Source organism: Comamonas sp. B21-038 (assembly GCF_022387135.1).
GTDB classification, from domain to species: domain Bacteria; phylum Pseudomonadota; class Gammaproteobacteria; order Burkholderiales; family Burkholderiaceae_C; genus Comamonas; species Comamonas sediminis.
This window is the reverse complement of sequence record NZ_CP092462.1, coordinates 2227013-2246350: the sequence shown is the minus strand read 5'-3', so window position 1 is coordinate 2246350 and position 19338 is coordinate 2227013. Positions and strand designations below refer to the sequence as shown.

Below are 19338 nucleotides of genomic sequence, written 5' to 3'. Positions count from 1 at the left end.
GTTCATTTCGTCTTCCCGTCCTGGCGCGCATTGAGTCCGTCGTTCAGCCCTTCGCCCACCAGGTTGAAGGCCAGCACGGTGAGCAGAATGGCGACGCCGGGGAACACGGCCATCCACCAGGCCTGGCGCAGCACGGTGCGGGCCGAGCCAATCATGTAGCCCCAGCTCATCAGGTTGGGGTCACCCAGGCCCATGAAGCTCAGGCTCGATTCCAGCAGGATGGCGGTGGCCACCATCAGCGAGGCCATCACCACGATGGACGAGGCCGCATTGGGCAGGATCTGCGCCAGGATGATGCGCGGCGTGCTTTGGCCGGCCAGCTGGGCGGCGGCCACAAAATCACGCTGGCGCAAGGTCAAAAATTCGCCGCGCACCAGGCGCGCCACCGGCGGCCAGGAGACCAGCGCAATGGCCACGATGATGGAGTTGACCGAGGGCTCAAAAATGGCCACCAGCACCAGGGCCAGCGCAAAGCTGGGCACGGACTGGAACATTTCGGTAAAGCGCATCAGGCTGGCATCGACCCAGCCGCCAAAGTAGCCCGAGATGGCACCCATGCCCACACCGATCAGCAGCGACACCAAGGTGGAGATCACCGCAATCAGCAGCGAGATGCGGGCGCCCAGGACCAGGCCCGAGAGAATGTCGCGGCCCATGGTGTCGGTGCCCATCGCAAAGCCTTCGCGCTCCATCGGCGGCAAAAATGGTTGCTCCACCATGTCCCAGGGGTTGTGCGCGGCCAGCAGCGGGCCAAAGCAGACCAGCAGCGCCACCAGCAGCAAGATGGCCAGGCCCAGCAGGGCGCCACGGTTGCGGCAAAAGCGGCGCCAGAAGGTGGACCGGTGCTTGTTCTTGGCGGGGGGCGTGTCGGCCGCCAGGGCCGGTTCAGAGAGGGCAGTCATCGCAAGGCTCCGTTTCAGCCCAGCTCGATCCGGGGATCGACCAGGGTGTAGACAAAATCAGTGATCAGGTTGAACAGCACCGCCACGGCGGCTGCGACCAGGAAGCAGCCCAGCAGCAGGTTGTAGTCGCGCTGCAGCAGGGCATCGAACATCAGGCGGCCAATGCCGGGCCAGGCAAACACGGTCTCGGTCAGCACCGCCCCGCCAATGAGGCCGCCAGCCTGGATGCCCGCCAGGGTGACGATGGGCAGCAGGGCATTGCGCAGAATGTGCTGGCGCTGGATGCGGCCCATGCGCACGCCCTTGGCGCGGGCGGTTTTGACAAAGTCCATCTGCGCGACTTCGAGCATCGAGGCCCGGGTCATGCGGGCATAGACCGCCATATAGAAAAGCGCCAACGTGAGCGAGGGCAGCACCAGGTGCTGGGCAATGTCCCAGGCGCGGGCCAGGCCGGTGGCATCGCTGCCGACGGTGAAGTAGCCAAAACCGGGCAGCCAGCTCAGCTGCACCGAGAACACCAGCACCGCCATCATCGCCAGCCAGTACAGCGGCGTGGCATAGAACACCAGCGCCACAAAGGTAATGGCGCTGTCCACCCATTTGCCGGCATGGCGGCTGGCCGTGGCGCCCAAGGCCACGCCAAAGATCAGCGACATCACAAAGGCACTGCCGGTGAGCAGCAAGGTGGCGGGCAGGCGCTCGGCAATCAGCTCCAGCACCGGGCGCTGCTGCCGGTAGGAAAAGCCCAGGTCCAGCTGCGTGATGTGGCCCAGGTAGTTGGCCAGCTGGGTGGTGACGGGCTTGTCCAGGCCAAACTGCTCGCGCAGCTGGGCGACGAACTGCGGGTCCGAGGCGCCGGCTTCACCGGCGATCACCGCGACCGGGTCGCCGGGCGCAGCCCGTATCAGCATGAAGTTGACGGTGGCTATGCACATGAGTACCAGCAGACCCTGGAGCACCCGGACGGACATGTAGCGGAGGCGGTTCATAGCGGGGAGACCTTGGAGCGAGACAAAAGCGTAGCCATCCCGCACGCGCCAGTGGGGCTGGCAGCGTGCAGAGTTCAGCAAGAAGAGATGCGCTGTGGCCGGGGGCCACAACCGGTGCTTAGCCTATCGAGGCTCGGCTCAGGCTGTCATTCAGCCCCACGCCGGAGCTGATCGGGTTCTTGATCTTGGTGCGGTAGAGCGTGGGGAAGTTGATCTCATGTAACCACGCCACCGGCACCTCCTCGGTCAGGATCTTCTGCACCTCGGCATAAGCCTTGGCGCGGTCGGCATCGGTCAGCGCCTTGGCGCCGGCGTCAAACAGCGCATCCACCTTGGGGTTGACATAGCCTTCGATGTTGTTGAAAGGCGAGCCCTTGGCGATCGTGTGGCTGGTGTAGGTACGGGCCACGCCCAGCGCCGGATCGGGGTACTGGTAGACATAGATGATGGCCATGTCGAAATCCCATTCGGCGGTGCGCTGGTTCCAGCCGGCCACATCGGTGCCGGTGGTCTCCACCTTGATGCCGGCCTGGATCAGGTTCTGGCGGATCATCTCGGCCAGGCGCTGCCAGGATTCGCCATAGGGCAGCGGCAGCAGGCGCACGGACTCGCCCTTGTAGCCGGCTTCCTTGAGCAAGGCCTTGGCCTTGTTCAGATCACGCGGGTACTTGGTGACGTCGTCGGAGGCGAACTTCACATGCTGGTTGAAGGGGCCGGCCGCCGTCTTGGCAAAGCCCTGCCAGGCGACCTTGACCATGGCCTCGCGGTCCATCGCATACATGACGGCCTGGCGGAACTTGGGGTTGTCAAACGGCGCCTTGCGGTTGTTCAGCACCAGCCAGGAATGGGGCGAGTAGAACTCCCAGCCCTTGGTGGTGACGGCAGCTCCAGGCAGCTTGGCCAGGCGCGCCACGTCAAAGAACTCGACCGCGCCCCCTGGCACCACATCGACCTTGCCCGATTCAAACGCCGCAGCGCGCGAGGCTGCATCGGGAATGATGTGGAAGTAGAGGTTCTCCACCATCGGCTCGCCCTTGGTGTGGTAGAGCTCATTGGCCACCAGCTGGATGTAGGAGCCCCGCACCCATTCCTTGTACTTGAAGGGGCCCGTGCCAATCGGCTTGGCATTGGCCGGGTTGGTGGCGTAGTCGGTGTTGTCGTAGATGTGCTTGGGGATCATCGGCATCGAGCCGGTGTCGAACAGGCTGATGAAGGGGCCAAACGGGTACTTGAGCTTGAATTCCACCGTCTGCGCATCGATGGCGCGCACGCTCTCGAGCGGCTCCAGCGATGCGCGCAGGCGGGCATGGGTCTTGCGCAGAAACTTGTCGACCGAGAACACCACGTCATCGGCAGAGAAGGGCTTGCCGTCATGCCACTTGACGCCGGACTTGAGCTTGAAGGTGTAGGTCAGGCCGTCGTCGGAGCGGCTCCAGGCCGTCGCCAGCAGGCCATGTGGCTCCAGCTTGTCGTCGTAGCGCAGCAGGCCCTCGTAGATATAGCCCGATACCAGCTGGGTCGGGCCGTTTTGCACGATGCCCAGCATCAGGCCCGAGGGCTCGGGCTGCACCATCACGTTGATCGTTCCCTTGGTCTGCTGTGCCAGGGCCGCCATGGGCACGCCCGCGATGCTGAGGCCGGCTCCTGCCAGGCTGTAGGAGATGAGTTCACGCCGATTGATCATGGTTGCTTCCTGTCTTGGTATCGAGGGGTGCCTGGCCCGTTGGGGTTGCGGCGGAGGGGCCGCAAAGGCGGCGGCATGCAAGGGTCGGGGGCGTCAGTCGCAGGTCCGTCGCGCTGGTCAGTCGCGGTAGTGGCTGCGGCCGGGCGGCTGCAAAAAGCCCAGCAGGCCCTGCCATTCGCGCTCATGCGGGTCGGCGCGCTTGGGCTGGCCGGGCATCACATCGGTGTCGCCGCTTTCGTACTGGCGCGCGGTCAGCTCGCACACCTCGGGCGGCACGGGGTTGATGGCCTGGCCGCTGGACTGGATGGCCAGCTGCACACGGCAGGCGCGGTCCAGGTTCAGCATCAGGATGAAGGCTTCGGCGACGCTGTTGCCCAAGGTGAGCAGGCCGTGGTTGCGCAGCACCATGGCCTTGGCCGTGCTGCCCAGGTCGGCGACCAGGCGCTCGCGCTCATGCAGATCCAGCGCGATGCCTTCGAAGGTGTGGTAGACAACGCGGTTGTAGAACTGCAGTGCCCATTGGTTGCTGGGCTGCAGCCCGCATTGCAGCGACGACACCGCCACGCCCGCTTCGGTGTGGGAGTGCACGACGCAGGCGGCGTCGTGCCGCGCGGCATGCACGGCGCTGTGGATCACAAAGCCGGCCGGGTTCACCTGGTAGGGCGTGTCCTCGACGATGCGGCCCTCGGCGTCGATCTTGACCAGCGAGCTGGCCGTGATGTCCTTGAACAGGGTGCCAAAGGGGTTGATGAGGAACTGGTCAGTACGGCCCGGCACCCGCGCCGAGATGTGCGTGTAGATGCTGTCGTCCATCCCGAAATGGGCCATCAGGCGGTAGGCGGCGGCCAGGTCTTCGCGAACCCGCTGTTCGCTCTCGGTATGCGATTTGTCGTAGCCGGATTGGACGTCGGCATCAGCCATTGCAAGCATTGTTGTCCTCGTTGAATTTATGTCGTCTAGCGACAGTCGTCTGTCGACAGGACATAAGTTAACAGACTGAATCGCAGAAGAAAAGGGTGCCGGACTAGGTGATTTCCAGCATGGCTGCTTTGATCTGCCGCAGAAAATTTGCAAGGCACCACAATGGGTTACGTGGATACCGGGCCGCCTGGATATGGTGCAAGAATGGGCAGGAAATGCCTTGGCCTGGTGCATGTGCGACTGGTGGAAGGACGCGCATGCACCATCGCGGTGGCTCTGGTGTTTTCCCTGGTTTGGGCTTGGCGGAGGTCGTGGGATTGACCGTGGCGCAGACCATGGCTTGAAGCCCGCTCGGCCTCGTGCCGGTGGTGCTCGGTTAAGATGGCGCCTGCTCCGGGGTGCACGCCAGTGCTGAGATCTACACCCGAGAACTTGAACCGGGTCATTCCGGCGGAAGAAGAGCCAGTTCCCTGCCATGGGCCGCGTTGCGCGCATGGGGGGAGCCTTCGGAGCATGATGTCACCGCTCTCGAAGGAATTCCATGGACAAGGCCGATACGCTGGTCGCAGACCTGCTTGCATTCATCGCAATGGATGGCTGCACCGATGACCAGTTTGACCAGCTCGCGCTGCGCCTTTTTGCCTACCAATACGCATCGAATACGCCGTTCCGCAGCTTTTGCCAGCGCCGTGGCGCCAGCCCGCGCACGGTCAAGACCTGGAGCGACATCCCGGCCGTGCCCATCGATGCCTTCAAGGCGCTGGAGCTGCGGAGCGAGCCGCCGTCGCAGGCCGAACGCGTCTTCATGACCAGCGGCACCACCGGCCGCGCCGCACGGGGCCGGCATTTTCATCCGGGCTTGCAGGTGTATGACCTGTCGATGCAGCGGCACTTCGCCACCCGCTTCATGCAGGGCACGGCGCGCATGCCGATGGGCATCCTGTTCCCCGATGAAGTGGCCATGCCCAACTCCTCGCTGGCGCATTACCTGGCGCTGGCCAAGTCGAGCTTTGGTACGCCGGAGAGCCGCTATTTTCTGGGGCCGGAGGGCCTGGATATGGACGGGCTCTGCGCGGTGCTGGAAGCGGCCGAGCGCACCGGCCAGCCCTATGCGCTGCTGGGCGCGAGCTTCAGCCTCGTGCATGTGATGGATGCGCTGCGCGCCCAGGGCCGCCGCTTTCAGCTGCCGGCGGGCAGCCGTATTTTGGACACCGGCGGCTACAAGGGCCAGTCGCGCGATTTGCCGTTGGCCGATTTTTATGCCGGCCTGACCGAACTGCTGGGCGTGCCGCCCGAGCTCTGCATCAACATGTATGGCATGACCGAGCTGAGCACCCAGTTCTATGACAACGGCAATGCCCGCTTGCCTTCGGTAAAGTCCGGACCGCACTGGATTCGCTCGCGCCTGGTCGAGCCCGTCAGCGGCCGCAGTGTGGCGCCGGGTGAGCGCGGCATTCTGGTGCACTGCGACCTGGCCAACTACAACGCGGTCAGCACCATCCTGACCGAGGATGTGGGCCAGTGGGCCGAGGGCGGCTTTTTGCTGCTGGGCCGGGCCGAAGGGGCTGCCGCCAAGGGCTGCTCGCTGGCGGTTGACGAGTTTGTGCAAGCGGCGCGCGCATGAGGGCGCCGCAAGCGCCTGAACGCGGGGCCGAGCGCATGCGGGCCGGCTACCTGCCCGGCCTGGATGACAACCAGGTGCGCTGGCAGGTGCTGGTGTTCGAGCGCGCGGGCGCCCACCTGGAGGTCGAGGTGCCGGTGCTCAGTGGCGCACAGATGCAGGCGCTGACGGCGCGGGTGCGAGCGGCCGCGCAGCGCCAGCTGCAGCCCATGCCGCTGGCCGAGATCGTCGCCGCCATTGACCGCGCGATGGCCCGCCTGCTGGACCCGGCCGACCCCTATCGCCGCCAGATCGATGCCTGCCTGCCGCTGGTCTGCGGATATGACGCGGCAATGGTGCGCCTGGGGCTCAACGGCCTGTTCAAGACCTTTCGGGCGCCCCAGCTGTGGCGCTTTGCCGGCGAGGATTTTGCCAACCCTGCTGTGCTCGATGGCTTTGTGCCTGCCGTCAAAGGCGGGGCCGTGCGCGCCTATGGCCCGGGCCTGCTGCTGCACAGCTGGGCCGGCAATGTGCCGGCGCTGTCGCTGTGGAGCCTGGTGTGCGGCCTGCTCGTCAAAGCGCCCAGCATTGGCAAGCTGGCCAGTGCCGAGCCGCTGTTTGCCGGCTGGTTTGCGCGTTTGCTGGCCGAAGTGCATCCACCCCTGGCCGACTGCCTGGCGGTGGTCTGGTGGCCCGGCGGCGCGCAGACGGGCGACAGCGCCGACGGTGCGCAAGTGCTCTACGCCCAGGCCGATACCGTGATGGCCTATGGCAGCAACCAGACCCTGGCCGCGCTGCGCCAGCAGTTGCCGGTGACGACGCGATTTTTGCCCCATGGCCACAAGCTGGGGTTTGGCATGGTGGGTAAGGCGGCGCTGGATGCCGTCAAGGCGCCGGCCAATGCGCGGCTGGCTGCCTGGGATGTCATGCGCTACGACCAGCAGGGCTGCTACTCGCCCCATGTGTTCTATGTAGAGCGGGGCGCTACGGTCGCGCCCCGCGCCTTTGCCGATTACCTGGCGGCCGAGCTCGCCAATCTGCAGCAGCGCTTTGCACGCCGGCCGCTGGATTTGGAAGAGGGCGCTGGCATGGCCCGCTGGCAGCAGTCGCTGGAATGGCGCGCGCCCGCCGATGACGGCACCGTCCCGCAGCTGATTGGCCCGGCCGATGCGCCCTGGAGCGTCGCCTATAGCGACAGCCTAGAGCCGCTCGCGCCCACCGCGCTGTACCGCAGCATTGTGGTGGTGGGGGTGGACCGCCTGGAGCAGGCGCTGCCGCTGGTGGCAGCCCAGCGCGACTACCTGCAAACCGCAGGCCTGGCTGTGGGCCCCGAGGATTTGTACCGCCTCGCCAGCCTTCTGGGCGCTGCCGGAGTCACCCGCATCAGCGCCTTGGGCGCCATGGGCGTGCCCGAGGCCGGTTGGCACCATGATGGGCGCTTCAGCCTGCTCGACCTGGTGCGGATGACCGAGATTGATGCCGCTGCCGAGGCCGCCGCCCAGCCGCTGGCGCGCTATGCAGACTGAGAGTGGCGCAATGGCATGGATTGATATTGAACGCCTGCACTTTGCCTACCCGGGCCAGGCCCCGGTTGTGGATGGCGTGAGCTGGCAGATGGCGCAAGGCGCCTTCCACTGCCTGCTGGGCCGCAGCGGCTGCGGCAAGACCAGCTTGCTGCAGCTGGTTGCTGGCCTGCTGCAGCCCCAGGCGGGCCGCATTGTGCGCGCCGGCGGCAGCCTGGCCGCACCCGGCCCGCAGTTGGGCGTAATGTTCCAGTCGCCCACGTTGCTGGACTGGTTGACGGTGCTGGACAATGTGCTGCTGCCGCTGTCGCTGCAGCGCAAGCCCACGGCGCAGGACCGTCACGCGGCCGAGCAGCTGCTGGCCCAACTGGGCCTGGCAGCGCTGGCCCGGCAGCAACCCGGCCAACTGTCCGGCGGGCAGCAAAGCCGGGTGGCGCTGGCGCGGGCCTTGATGCGTGAGCCCGCCTTGCTGCTGCTCGACGAGCCCTTTGCCGCCCTCGACGCCATCACCCGCGCCGAGCTGCAGGATGAGCTGCTGCGCAGCTGCCGCGCGCGGGGCACCACGGTGCTCTTTGTCACCCATGACATCAACGAGGCCGTGTACCTGGGGGACCGGGTGGCGTTGATGCACGGCGGGCGCCTCGTCGCCGATATCGCCATTGATCTGCCGGCGCCGCGCACCCAGGCCATGCGCCATGGCCCGGCCTTCAACGTCTATGCGGCCCAGGTGCGCGCTGCGATGGACGGGGCCAGCGCATGACCCCCCTGTTGAAAGCCCGGCTGTGGGCCGCTGCGCTGCTGGTGCTGCTGCTGGCAGTGTGGGAGGGCGCAGGGCGCCTGGGAGGTATCTCGGCGCTGGTGCTGCCGGTGCCGTCGGCGGTGCTGCAGGCCTTGTGGACGGGGCTCGCGTCGGGCTATTTCTGGCCGCACATTGCCGCCACCGTGCAGGCGGTGCTGCTGGGCCTGGCGGCGGGCGCGTCTTTTGGCTTGCTGGCCGGCATGGCCTTGGCCGAGTCGGTGTTGCTGGAGCGCGTGCTCCGGCCCTATGTGGTGGTCAGCCAGGTGGTGCCCAAGCTGGCACTGGCGCCGCTGTTTGTGCTGTGGTTTGGTTTTGGCATGCTGCCGACGGTGCTGATCACGGCCCTGGTTTGCTTTTTTCCGCTGATGGAAAACACCTTGACGGGCCTGCGCCAGGTCGATCTGCAGCGCCTGCAGCTGTTTCGCATGCTGGGGGCCAGCCGGCTGCAGACGTTATTGCGGCTCAAGCTGCCCACAGGCTTGCCGGCCATTCTGGCGGGCCTGCGCGTGGCTGTGGTGCTGGCGCTGGTGGGTGCGGTGGTGGCAGAGTTCATGGGCGCCAGCCAGGGGCTGGGCGCGGTGGTGATTGCCGCCCAGGGAATGATGGACACCACGTTGATGTTTGCCGCACTGCTGCTGATCGCAGCACTGGGCCTGCTGCTGTACCAGGCCTGTTTGCTGCTGGAGCGCAGATTGCTGCGTCGCCATGCGGTCGCTGGCGCAGGCCGTTGATTTTTGATTTTTGCCCGATTGCTTCTGGATGGACCGTTTATGTCTGCACTTTTTCTGACCTCCTCCCTCTCGCGCCGCCGCTGGCTGGGCGCCTCTGCTGGCCTCTTGGGCCTGGGCCTGGCGGGCACGGGCATCACAGCGGGCGCTGCAACCCCGGTCAGCGGCAAGATCCGCCTGGCCGGCTGGAGCAAGCCGATCAGCGAAATCACCAACATCCTGGCCGAACCGGACAAGGGCTTTTTCAAGGCCCAGGGGGTGGACCTGACCTACCTGCCCGGTGCCGGTGGCGGCGATGCGATCCGCAATATCCTGAGCGGCCAGGGCGATGTGGCCTTTACCGACCCGGGCTCGTTCTTCATGGCGCTGGACAAGGGCGAGAAGCTGGTCGCCATCTACGACATCTACCCGCAAAACGTGTTCAATGTCGTGTCGCTGCGCTCCAGCGGCATCCGTACACCGGCGGATCTGAAGGGCAAGACCATTGGCGTCTACAGCCTGGCCAGCGGCACGCGCCAGAACCTGCTGGTGATGCTGCACCAGGCGGGGCTCAAGGAATCGGATGTGCGCATTGTCGTCACCGGCCTCTTGAACTTTGCGCCGCTGATGCAAGGCCAGGTCGATGCGACGGCCGCCACTGACACCGGCCTGGCCGTGGGCCTGCGCAAGGGCATGGGCGAGGTGCATGTGATGCCCGTGCGCGACTACCTCAATATGTCGAGCGACATGTTTGTGGTGCGCCGGCAGACGCTGGAGCAGCAGCCGGCGTTGCTGCAGGCTTTCTTGCGCGGCTACCGCGACAGTGCGGCCTGGATGATCGCCCAGCCTGAAGAGGCCGCCACTCTGGCCACCAAACGCGCGATCGATGGCACCCAGCGCGACATCAACCTCGATGTGATCGGGCTGCGCAATGCATCGGCCCAGCCTAGCTTGCGGGTGCAGGGCAAGGCCGCGCCGCTGGGCAGCTTTGACCTGGATGCGCTGCAAAAGGGTGCCGATGCCTACCATGCGCTGGGTATGGTGCAGCAGCCCATCAAGGTGGCCGATGTGGTGGACAGCCGTTGGCTGCCGGGGGCCTGAGATGCTGGACAGCAGTGCGTTGAACCTGCGCGGCAAGGTGGTGCTGGTAACAGGTGCCAGCCGGGGCATTGGCGCGGCCATTGCCCAGGCCTTTGCGCGCGAAGGCGCCACCGTGGCGGTGAACTACCTGGCCAATGAGGCGGCAGCGGCCCAGACCGTGGCCGCCTGCCAGGCCGCTGGTGGCGACGCCTGGGCCGTGCAGGCCGATGTGGGCAACCCGGCGGCAGTGGACGCGATGGCCCAGGCGATTGCGCAGGAGGCCGGGCCCATCGATGTCGTCGTGAACAATGCCTTGCGCCCCTATGCCTTTGACCCGGAGCGCCGCCAGCCGCTCGATGCCCTGGCCTGGAGCGACTACCAGGCGCAGTTCGATGCCGCCGTGGGCGGCGCCTTCCATGTCTGCCGCGCGGTGCTGCCGCAAATGCGCCAGCGCGCCCGGGGCAGCATCGTCAATATCACCAGCAATCTGGTGGAGCACCCTGTTGTCGCTTACCACGACTACAGCACGGCCAAGGCCTCGCTGGTGGGCTTCAGCCGCAACCTCGCCAGCGAGCTGGGGCCCTTTGGGATACGCGTCAATTGTGTCGCCCCGGGCCTCGTCTACCCCACCCAGGGCAGCGCGCAAACCCGCGAATCCTTCCGCGAATCGCTGATGGCCGCCACCCCGCTGCGCCGCCTGGCCAGCCCCGAGGATGTGGCCGGGCCGGTGCTTTTCCTGGCATCGGACCTGAGCCGGTTCATGACGGGGCAGGTGTTGCTGGTAGATGGGGGCTTGGTGATGCGCTGATGGGCCACAGGAAGCCCAGGCCACGCAAGCTGTTCAATGGCAGCGGTAGTCGGGCGCTGACTGGCTGTGGGCAAAAGGGTCAACCAGATCGGCCGAGTAGCTGTCGCCAATCAGGCGCTGGTGTGGCAGGCCATAGTGGCGGAACCACCGGCTGAAATGCGCCAGACGCTCGCCCCGGGGCGTCAACAGCACGCAGCCTTGGTCATCGATGCGGATGGTGCCCGATACCAGCTGTTCGGTGAGCCGGATGTCGATCAGGCGGTGCTCGTGCATGTATTCGTCTTTGAAGACCTGGTCCATCTTGCTGCGCGCAATGCCGCCGCCCCGTTGCTGCAGCTTCTCCAGAATGTAGAACGACAGCGAACGGTCAATCACCGTGGGCACGCTCAGGGCCAGCGCGTAACCCGTCAGCGCGCAGACCAACAGATGCTGGCATTTCTCCAGGATGCTGAAGGCCCGCCAGGTTGACAGGCAGCACAGCAGCAGTGCCTGCAGCACCAGCGCAAGCGCTGCAGCGGCCAAGGCAGCGTAGAGCACTACATCGACCGTGAGCAGCCGAATATAGAGCAGGTAGCTGAGGGCCGCCAGCACGGGGTAAGCCAGCCAGGACAGAAGCGCGAACCGCAGCTTTTTCATTCAGGCCTCCGGTGCCTTGCGCTCAGGTGCTGGCACATCAATGGTCGCGGCGACCATGGCCATGTCGGGCTGAGGATAGCTGTCTCCCAGCTTCCAGGCCAGCAGCCCGTACACCAGCGCGTACAGCAAGGCCAGCGCCGTGCAGCCCCAGAACCCGAACAGCGCCAGGCCTGCGCCCCTCTGTCCAGTGCTGAGCCAGGCCAGCACGGCCGCCAAACCCGCCAGCAGCAGCGCGGCGTGGCGCAGACGCTGCAGTACGCGGGCCTTGAATACCCGGATGGCGCGCAGCCCATGGCCCACCAGTGCAGGCAGGTTCATCTTGGAGACCCCGGCATAGCGCTTGGCCCGGTCCACTGTATGGCGGCCCAGGCGCAAGTCGCTGGCCAGCAGGCTGGCGGCAATATGGACGGGCAAGCTGGGGTAGGCGGCGAGCGCCTGCGCGGCGGGCGCAGACAGCACCATGAAATTGCCAAAATCCAGCACCCGCCCTGTGCTGAGGCGAAAGAGCAACTGGTAGGCGCGGTAGCAGGCGACAAAGGTCCAGCGCTCACGGCGCTTGCCCCGGGCTGCGACGATGGCATCGATGGCGCCGGCAGATTGGCTGAGCTTGGCCAGCAGGCCGGGGACGGCCTCGGGCGCATCTTCGCCATCGGAATCCATGAGCACCAGTTGCTGCTGGGAATGCAGATGTGGGGCCAGGTACTGCAGGCCCAGGGCCAGCGCCTGCTGGTGGCCGGCATTGCGGCGCAAGCGCAGAATGCGCCCGGGCAGTCCTGCGTTGGAGAGTGCGCTCGCCGTCAGGGACTGCTGGGGCGAGCAGTCGTCGACGAAGAGCACAAAGCAGTCAGGTCCGAGCTGTGCGTGCAGCGCTTGCAGCAAAAGCTGACAGGCCTGGATGTCCTCGTAGTAAGGCATCAGCAACAGGGTCTTGGCTGTGGGCGGTAGCAAAGGCGGCAGCACGTTGCAGCTGGGCATGGGTGTGGGAGAGTCCATTGTCAAGCGAAACCTGGGGAGCCCAGCCCAGCATCTGCCGCGCCTGGGAAATATCGGGCTTGCGCTGCCGAGGATCGTCCGGCTGGCCGGGGAGAAATACCGGGGCAGCGGCGCTCCCTGTCAGTGCAGCAATCTTTCTGGCCAGGCCGAGCACGTCGATCTCTTCGGGGTTGCCCAGGTTCAGCGGGCCGGTGATGGCGGCATCGCTGTTCATCATGCGCATCAGGCCCTCTACCATGTCGCTCACATAGCAAAAACTGCGGGTCTGGTGGCCATCACCATGAATGGGCATGCCACTGCCTTGTAGTGCATGGCTGAAAAAGCTGCTGATGACCCGGCCATCACTGGGCAGCATACGCGGCCCATAGGTGTTGAAGATGCGCACGATCTTGATGGACAGGCCGTGCTGGCGCTGGTAGTCGGCAAACAGGGTTTCCGCGCAGCGCTTGCCCTCGTCATAGCAGGCGCGTGGGCCAATGGGGTTCACATTGCCAAGATAGCTCTCAGGCTGCGGGTGCACCAGCGGATCGCCATAGACCTCGCTGGTGGACGCCTGGAGCACCCTGGCTCCGCAGCGCAGGGCCAGATCGAGCACCTGCATGGCGCCCAGCACATTGGTCTTGAGGGTCTGTACCGGGTTGCGCTGGTACAGCTGCGGTGAGGCAATGCTGGCCAGGTTGTAGATCTGGTCGACTTGCAGCAGCCCAATGGGATCCACCACATCCTGCTGCAGCAGACTGAACGCGGGGTGGTCGAGCAGTGCGGTGATGTTGCCCGGCGAGCCGCTGGAGAAATTGTCCAGGCAGACCACCTGGTGGCCTTCGGTCAGCAGGCGTTCGCACAGGTGGGAGCCCAGAAAACCCGCACCTCCGGTGACCAGAATGCACTTGGGAGATGGTGTGACTGTCATAGGGCTCTGCGCAGCGGATGGATTAGAAAATAAATTCGATCAATTGGTAAATAAATTACTAATCTCAATTGTCACAATGGCTTGCATCGCATTGTGCAGTATCAAGCTATCTTTCCCAGATATTTACATGCGGCAGTGGGCGCATACTGCCCGACAAACGTAGAATTATGCTTGCAAAAAGTAACGTGTAGCAACATTTAAATAACCGCCGTGTATGCGTTTTCACTTGGTTCGCAGGGTTTGGGAGAAGGCTCTGAGAGCACTGACGCAGATACCGGTGCTGAGCCATCGACCCCAGCCCTTCCGTATAAGGCATCTCGCGGCCTGTCTGCTGCTGGGCGTGGTCAGCTTTGCTGTGTACAACGCGAATATGCGCTCTATAGGCGCGGGCGACAACTATCCAGCGCGCTACCTGCCACTGTCGCTGTGGAAATACACCACCCTGAGCCTGGACCCCGTTGCTGACCTGGTGGCACAAGGGCACAGGCTGCCCAGCAAGCCTGGCGAGATTGGCAAAGCTGGCTGGGTGGTGCGCGGCACGGACGGACGCCTGTTCTCGCTCTATCCCATTGTCACCCCCTTGCTGGTAGCGCCGCTGTACCTTCCCGCTGCGCTGTATCTGTCGTACTGGGACTGGGCCCCTGCGCATGTGGATTCGGTGGCCCGCATCATGGAAAAGCTCGTGGCCTCGCTCGTCGCATCGGCTTCGGTGATGCTGATATACCTCTTGCTGCTGCGCCAATGCAGTGGCCGCATGGCAATGGGGCTGGCGCTGGCCTATGCCTTTGGCACCAGCACCTGGGTGATCAGCAGCCAGGCGCTGTGGATGCATGGTGTGGCCCAATTGCTGGTGACTTGCGCGCTATGGATTGCTACCAGTGAGCGCTGCACTCCCAGGCGGGCCTGGGCCTATGGCCTGGTATGCAGTCTGATTGCCTGTAACCGCCAGCCCGACACGTGGCTGGCACTGGGCTTTGCCGCCTACGCGCTGGTCTGGGCACGGGGGCACTACCGGCTGTTTCTGGCCGGCGCCTTGCCACCGGCGCTGCTGACCCTGGCCTACAACCTGTGGTGGGTGGGCTCATACATGGGCGGCTACTACGTTTTTGTGCTGAACCACAGCACCGATGCCTCCTGGCTGGGCCTGCCCGAAGGGGTCGCCGCCTTGCTGTTCAGCCCCGTGTATGGGTTGTTGGTGTTCTCGCCATTCTTGCTGCTGCTGCCGCTGCGTGGGTCCGCCATCTGGCGCCTTAGCCGCTGGCGCTTACTGGCCATGGTGATGGTGGCGGCGGTGGTGCTCCAGATTCTGTTCTATGCGGCTGCGCACTGGATCCAGGGCATCAGCTGGGGAAGCCGTTTTTTGACCGACATGCTGCCCATTCTGGTCTGGTTGCTGCCGCCCGCGTTGCTGGGTCTGTCTGCTTGGGGTAGAGGGGCATTCACGCTGGCTGTGCTGGCGGCGGTGGTTGCAGAAGCCATTGGGGCCTTTGGCTACACTGGGCAAGCCCATGCGGCCTATATTGAGCGCCAGGGCGCAGCCACAGTGGCCGAGCGTTTTGCCGCGCAAAAGCGTGCGGCCTGGCAGTTGCAGAACTCGCCGTTACTCAGCCATCCGAGGTGGCTGCATGACCTGGGCTGGCTGCTGCACGGTGGGGTGGAACAGGTCAGTCTCAGCAATGACGACCAGGTGGTTGTGGAGGGCTGGGCGCTGGCGGGGGGCCGTACACCGTATGACTTGCACCTGCTTGTCGATGGCCAGCCATGGCCTGCCGCCACGGCCCAGTTTGCGCCCCGCAAGGGGCAAGGGGCGGGGGCAGGCCAGGCACCAGCGAGCGGCTGGGCGCTGACCTTTGCGCGTGGCAATTTGGCCGTGGGTGAGCATGCGTTCAGCGCTCTGGTGCGGGCAAGTGCCGATACCCAGCCCCGGTTGCTGCCCGTCACCATGCACCGCGTAGCCGCTGCACCGCAGGCCTCTGGCCGCTTGCCCGGAGCGCATGGATCGATCGACACGGCCCAGGTAACCGCTGGTGACGCCGTCGATGTGGCCGGCTGGGCCCTGGTCGATGGGCAGACCCCTGCCGGGGTCGCGGTATTGCTGGACGGCGGCCAGGTGCTGGCCAGCAGCAAGGCGTTTTTCACGCGCCCGGACGTGGTGCAGTCGCTGGGCATCGCGAATGCAGCAGGCTGGCGGCTGCGTTTTCCGGTCGGCACTTTGGCGGCTGGCAAGCACCGGCTGCGTGTGCTGGTGACGCCGGTGTCGGGCGCGCCTGTCTACTTGGCGGCCAGTGCCGAATTTGAGGTCACTCGGCCAGCACCCGTAATGCCATCCCAGGGCAGCCCGCTGTCCGAAGCGGCGCGCTACGCGGCCCAGATGTTGGCCTACCGGCAGCAAGAAGGCGGTTACTGGCTGACCGAGCACACCCAGACTGCCATGTTCCGCCAGCCCGCGCCAGAGCTGAATATCTTTGCCAATGCGCAGATCGTGGACATTCTGACTCCCGTGGCGGCGGCTGCTGAGGTGCAGCCGATGGTGGCGCGTACGCGCCAATTTCTGCAGCAGCAGATCGAAAGCACCGGCCTAGTGCGCTACCACGGCAACCCCGCGCTGCCGACCCACGGCAGCCTGAGCTGCAAGATCACACCGGATGCCGATGACACAGCCCTGGTTTGGCGTCTGGCGCCATTGGCCGATACCGCGCTGCAGGACAGAGCGCTGGCGACACTGCAGCGGTTCCGCAACAGCGATGGCCTTTACCGGACTTGGTTGGCCCGGCGCGAAGATTACGAATGCATAGATCCAGGCAGAGACCCCAATCCGGTCGATATCGGCATCCAGATCAATGTGTTGCGCTGGCTGTACGAAGTGCAGCCGCCCGCCGCCCAAGCCTTGTGCCAGGCACTGCAGCAGCGGGCAGGAGATACGAACTTGTGGGTCTACTACCAACGGGCACCGGCGGTGGTGCGCTGGTCGCGTGATGGCTTGCAGCGTGCTGGCTGCACGCTGTCGTTGCCTGAGGGACTGCTGAGCACCTCGGTGCCTGGCCAGCAGCGCTGGCTGGATCTTATTGACCGCATCCACCGCCTGGGCGCACCACAGCGCTCGCAACCCACGCCAGCGGAGCGAGCCGCCGACGCGGAGATGCTGGCGAGCCTGGCAGCCGACGGCTTTGCGGCACTGCGGCAGGAGCCGCTGCTCTTCTACCACAACGACCTGACTGCCACGGTTAGCCGCTATTACTGGTCGCAAGAGATGGCCTATGCGCTGTGGCTACGGCTTTATTACGAGCATCTGGGCCAGGCGCAGGGAGATGCACCGCCTTCTGGCCGACAAGACCCGGGTGGACGCCATGGCTGAGGCCCGCCAGCCCACTGCTGGCGCCCGCCAGTTCCTCCAGCCGCAATGGCTTCGCCTGTTGGCCAGTATCCGGCTCGGCGAGGTGCTGGTGTTGCAAGGCACCCCGCTGATGGGTGCCATCTTGGCACTGGGCAACCTTGCGCCATGGCATGGGTGGACCATAGTCTGGCAAGGCCTGTGGCTGGTGACTGCCAACCTCTTGTTTGTGGCGCATGTGTTTGTCGCCAACGATTGGGCCGGCATTGATGCGGATCTGCGCGACCCCCAGCGCCAGGGCCTTACTTTCGTGAATCAGGGCGTAGGGCGGCGCCTGTTTGGTTGGCTGGGCGTGGTGCTGTTTGTGGGCGCCCTTCTGGCGCTGCTGCCTCTGGGCTTCCAGGCGCTGCTCCTGGGGCTGGCGCTCTGCGCCGCCAGCGCGCTGTATTCGCTGCCTCCTTGGCAACTGAAGGGCCGGCCACTGTGGAGCTCGCTAATGCATTTGCTGGGAGGCAGCCTGCACTTTCTGCTGGGCTGGGTGGCATTTGCGCCCATCCATGGCCCCAGTCTTGCGATCAGCGCATTTTTTGGTCTGGTGTTTGCGGCCGGCCACCTGGTGCATGAGGCCCGAGGTGTGCAGGGTGACTGTCTCAATGGCATCCAGACCAATGCCGTTCGCTTTGGCGCCAAGCGCTGTTTTGTAGCCGCGTTTGTGCTGTTCAGCGCCGCCTACCTGCTGCTCGCCGTGCTGTGCCTGCGCCAACTGCTGCCCACCGCGCTGCTGCTGGCGGTCTGCCTCTACCCCCTGCATGTCTGGGCGACCTGGCAGGCCTACCGGCAGCAACTGAGTTACCTGAGCCTGCTGCGTCTGCAAAAGTGCTACCGAGCCATGTATGCGCTGACAGGTATGTTGATCCTGGGGGCGGTACTGTGGGAGCGAGGGCTGGGTGCGGGCTGGTAGCCTAATCAACCGGCACTTGATAGCGGAACGATAACGCCGTAAGGCGTTCGCTCTCCACCCTCCATGGGTGTACGGCCAATAGCTCTCCTCCAGTGGCGGTGGGTTGGTGATGGCAACGGTTCAGGTGCACGCCATGGACAACAATCAAAAAGGTGTAAGGGTACCGCGCCTGACTGAGCTGGACTTCATTGGTGGTAAGGAAGACTTCCGCCGGTCCGGACGTCGTGCCCTTTACTTCAACGGTGTATTCCTGGCCTGCCGCGTCGGTAGCCAAAATGTCATAGGACTCCGAAGCGGATACGTCTTTAGTGGTGTAGCCGAGCTGTTCCAAGTAACAGGTGGCTTGGGACATAGCCCGCTGCTCAACGGCGCGGCGCTCTGGGGCAGTCAGACCAAATCCTTGGCCAGTTCTTTTTTGAGTTTGAAGTGGGTTGGCAATTTTGTCGATGGACTGTATCGCTGCAGCGATATCCGGGGCGGGCGCCTCGGGAGCATTCCCGGTGTCCTGGGCGTCATAAACCGTTGCGAGCAATTGAGAAAATAACTTGGCATCGTCCAGCAGTTGGTCTGCCAACGGAAGTGCATCGAGGCTGTACCGGATCGCGAGAGCTGTACTTCTCTCGTATGACGGTCCTAGTTTGGTACGCCCATTGAGGGAGATTGAACTGATGATTCGAGGATGGTCGAGCGCAGATTTCTGCAATAACCCCCGAGCCCAGGATACCAGACCCTCCAGTTCTTCAGCACTTCTGGGTTTGAACTCTCCATCTCGGAAGCGGGTGGCTGCATGCATCAAACAGAGGTAAAGAGCATTGCCTTTGGCTTCGAAGAGATACACGCAGTACCAGCCCTCTGTGGCGCTGGGAGAGTGCGATTTTGAGCAAAATCGAACCCAAGGAATTTCAGTCTTTCTCCCCGTGCCATCCCTGCCTTCAACGACAAAATCTGGTTCAGGCCTGCCTAAGGCTTGCACCAGCTCGGCACGGTGTCTGCGCAGCCATAGAGGGATCTCTGACCTGATCAGCGCGCCTCGCTCTTGCATTTCTGCAGAGTTTTTATGGGTCCAAAAGGGCTGTAAGCCCATCACTTTTAACGCAACGCTATGCATTACTTCTCACCTGCTTTTCTTTCGATCTTATTCGAAGGAGAGAAGTGAATTGAATAATATGATTAAAGCAATAGATGGATACGTGGGGGCTAGCAACGGCCGGGGCTCTGACCCTCGGTCCCAGCAGCGTGATCTGTGTGACCTCCAGCCTTTCTCTAACGCCGAGCCTTGATTTACTAAGCTGAGCAACACGGAGGAACGGCCAAGTGAGGCCGAACCACTTGTCTAGATTGGGGACGCTCACTGTTGTTCGTTAGCACTGTCTAATGGCCGTCGCCGCCCCACGATCGAGCCGTCCTATACGATAATTCACGATGTTTCACAAAGTGAATCTGGTAAACATCTGATTTCCCTACAGACGCTCCAGTGCAGGTCTGGGGTGTGTT

At 64.3% G+C, this 19338-nt stretch carries 16 protein-coding genes; 8 read left to right on the top strand and 8 right to left on the bottom strand.

The features are described 5' to 3' along the window. Nucleotides 1–2: 2 nt before the first annotated feature. From MJ205_RS10210 to MJ205_RS10195, 4 genes are all read right to left on the bottom strand, one after another. On the bottom strand, nt 3–902 hold the full coding sequence (locus MJ205_RS10210) for an ABC transporter permease (protein ID WP_239812340.1): 900 nt from the start codon (nt 900–902) through the stop codon (nt 3–5). Between the two features lie 14 nt (nt 903–916). After that, a complete protein-coding gene (locus MJ205_RS10205; protein ID WP_239812339.1) occupies nt 917–1891 on the bottom strand; it encodes an ABC transporter permease in 975 nt (324 codons plus the stop codon). Between the two features lie 118 nt (nt 1892–2009). Continuing rightward, nucleotides 2010–3572 carry an ABC transporter substrate-binding protein gene (locus MJ205_RS10200; RefSeq protein ID WP_446715082.1) on the bottom strand — a complete coding sequence of 521 codons (1563 nt, stop codon included), beginning with the start codon at nt 3570–3572 and terminating at the stop codon, nt 2010–2012. Between the two features lie 120 nt (nt 3573–3692). Continuing rightward, nucleotides 3693–4505 carry a class II aldolase/adducin family protein gene (locus MJ205_RS10195; protein ID WP_230777563.1) on the bottom strand — a complete coding sequence of 271 codons (813 nt, stop codon included), beginning with the start codon at nt 4503–4505 and terminating at the stop codon, nt 3693–3695. A gap of 532 nt (nt 4506–5037) precedes the next feature. Here MJ205_RS10195 and MJ205_RS10190 point away from each other — a divergent pair. From MJ205_RS10190 to MJ205_RS10165, 6 genes are read left to right on the top strand one after another with little or no spacing between them, the layout of a single operon-like run. Next, a complete protein-coding gene (locus MJ205_RS10190; RefSeq protein ID WP_239812337.1) occupies nt 5038–6120 on the top strand; it encodes a LuxE/PaaK family acyltransferase in 1083 nt (360 codons plus the stop codon). Further along, nucleotides 6117–7622, top strand: a complete 1506-nt coding sequence (locus tag MJ205_RS10185) for an acyl-CoA reductase (RefSeq protein WP_239812336.1) — start codon at nt 6117–6119, stop codon at nt 7620–7622. Before MJ205_RS10190 ends, MJ205_RS10185 begins: the two co-directional genes overlap by 4 nt. A 10-nt stretch (nt 7623–7632) precedes the next feature. Then, nucleotides 7633–8379, top strand: coding sequence for an ABC transporter ATP-binding protein (locus tag MJ205_RS10180; RefSeq protein WP_239812335.1), 747 nt, complete (start codon nt 7633–7635; stop codon nt 8377–8379). Then, on the top strand, nt 8376–9149 hold the full coding sequence (locus MJ205_RS10175) for an ABC transporter permease (RefSeq protein ID WP_239812334.1): 774 nt from the start codon (nt 8376–8378) through the stop codon (nt 9147–9149). The genes MJ205_RS10180 and MJ205_RS10175 overlap by 4 nt, the downstream gene beginning before the upstream one ends. A 39-nt stretch (nt 9150–9188) precedes the next feature. Then, a complete protein-coding gene (locus MJ205_RS10170; protein ID WP_239812333.1) occupies nt 9189–10226 on the top strand; it encodes an ABC transporter substrate-binding protein in 1038 nt (345 codons plus the stop codon). 1 nt (nt 10227) lies between these two features. Further along, nucleotides 10228–11013: an SDR family oxidoreductase gene (locus MJ205_RS10165; RefSeq protein WP_239812332.1), complete on the top strand. Its 786-nt coding sequence runs from the start codon at nt 10228–10230 to the stop codon at nt 11011–11013. 33 nt (nt 11014–11046) lie between these two features. On the opposite strand, the gene MJ205_RS10160 is transcribed toward MJ205_RS10165, so the two are convergent. From MJ205_RS10160 to MJ205_RS10150, 3 genes are read right to left on the bottom strand one after another with little or no spacing between them, the layout of a single operon-like run. Further along, nucleotides 11047–11649: a hypothetical protein gene (locus MJ205_RS10160; protein ID WP_239812331.1), complete on the bottom strand. Its 603-nt coding sequence runs from the start codon at nt 11647–11649 to the stop codon at nt 11047–11049. Beyond that, nucleotides 11650–12564 carry a glycosyltransferase gene (locus MJ205_RS10155; RefSeq protein ID WP_239812330.1) on the bottom strand — a complete coding sequence of 305 codons (915 nt, stop codon included), beginning with the start codon at nt 12562–12564 and terminating at the stop codon, nt 11650–11652. Then, nucleotides 12494–13552 carry a UDP-glucuronic acid decarboxylase family protein gene (locus tag MJ205_RS10150; protein ID WP_239812329.1) on the bottom strand — a complete coding sequence of 353 codons (1059 nt, stop codon included), beginning with the start codon at nt 13550–13552 and terminating at the stop codon, nt 12494–12496. Before MJ205_RS10150 ends, MJ205_RS10155 begins: the two co-directional genes overlap by 71 nt. 370 nt (nt 13553–13922) lie before the next feature. On the opposite strand from MJ205_RS10150, the gene MJ205_RS10145 reads away from it, so the two are divergent. Beyond that, nucleotides 13923–16907, top strand: coding sequence for a hypothetical protein (locus MJ205_RS10145; RefSeq protein WP_239812328.1), 2985 nt, complete (start codon nt 13923–13925; stop codon nt 16905–16907). Further along, nucleotides 16861–17844, top strand: a complete 984-nt coding sequence (locus MJ205_RS10140; RefSeq protein WP_239812327.1) for a UbiA family prenyltransferase — start codon at nt 16861–16863, stop codon at nt 17842–17844. The genes MJ205_RS10145 and MJ205_RS10140 overlap by 47 nt, the downstream gene beginning before the upstream one ends. A 1-nt stretch (nt 17845) precedes the next feature. On the opposite strand, the gene MJ205_RS10135 is transcribed toward MJ205_RS10140, so the two are convergent. Continuing rightward, a complete protein-coding gene (locus MJ205_RS10135; RefSeq protein WP_239812326.1) occupies nt 17846–18952 on the bottom strand; it encodes an MrcB family domain-containing protein in 1107 nt (368 codons plus the stop codon). Nucleotides 18953–19338: the final 386 nt, after the last annotated feature.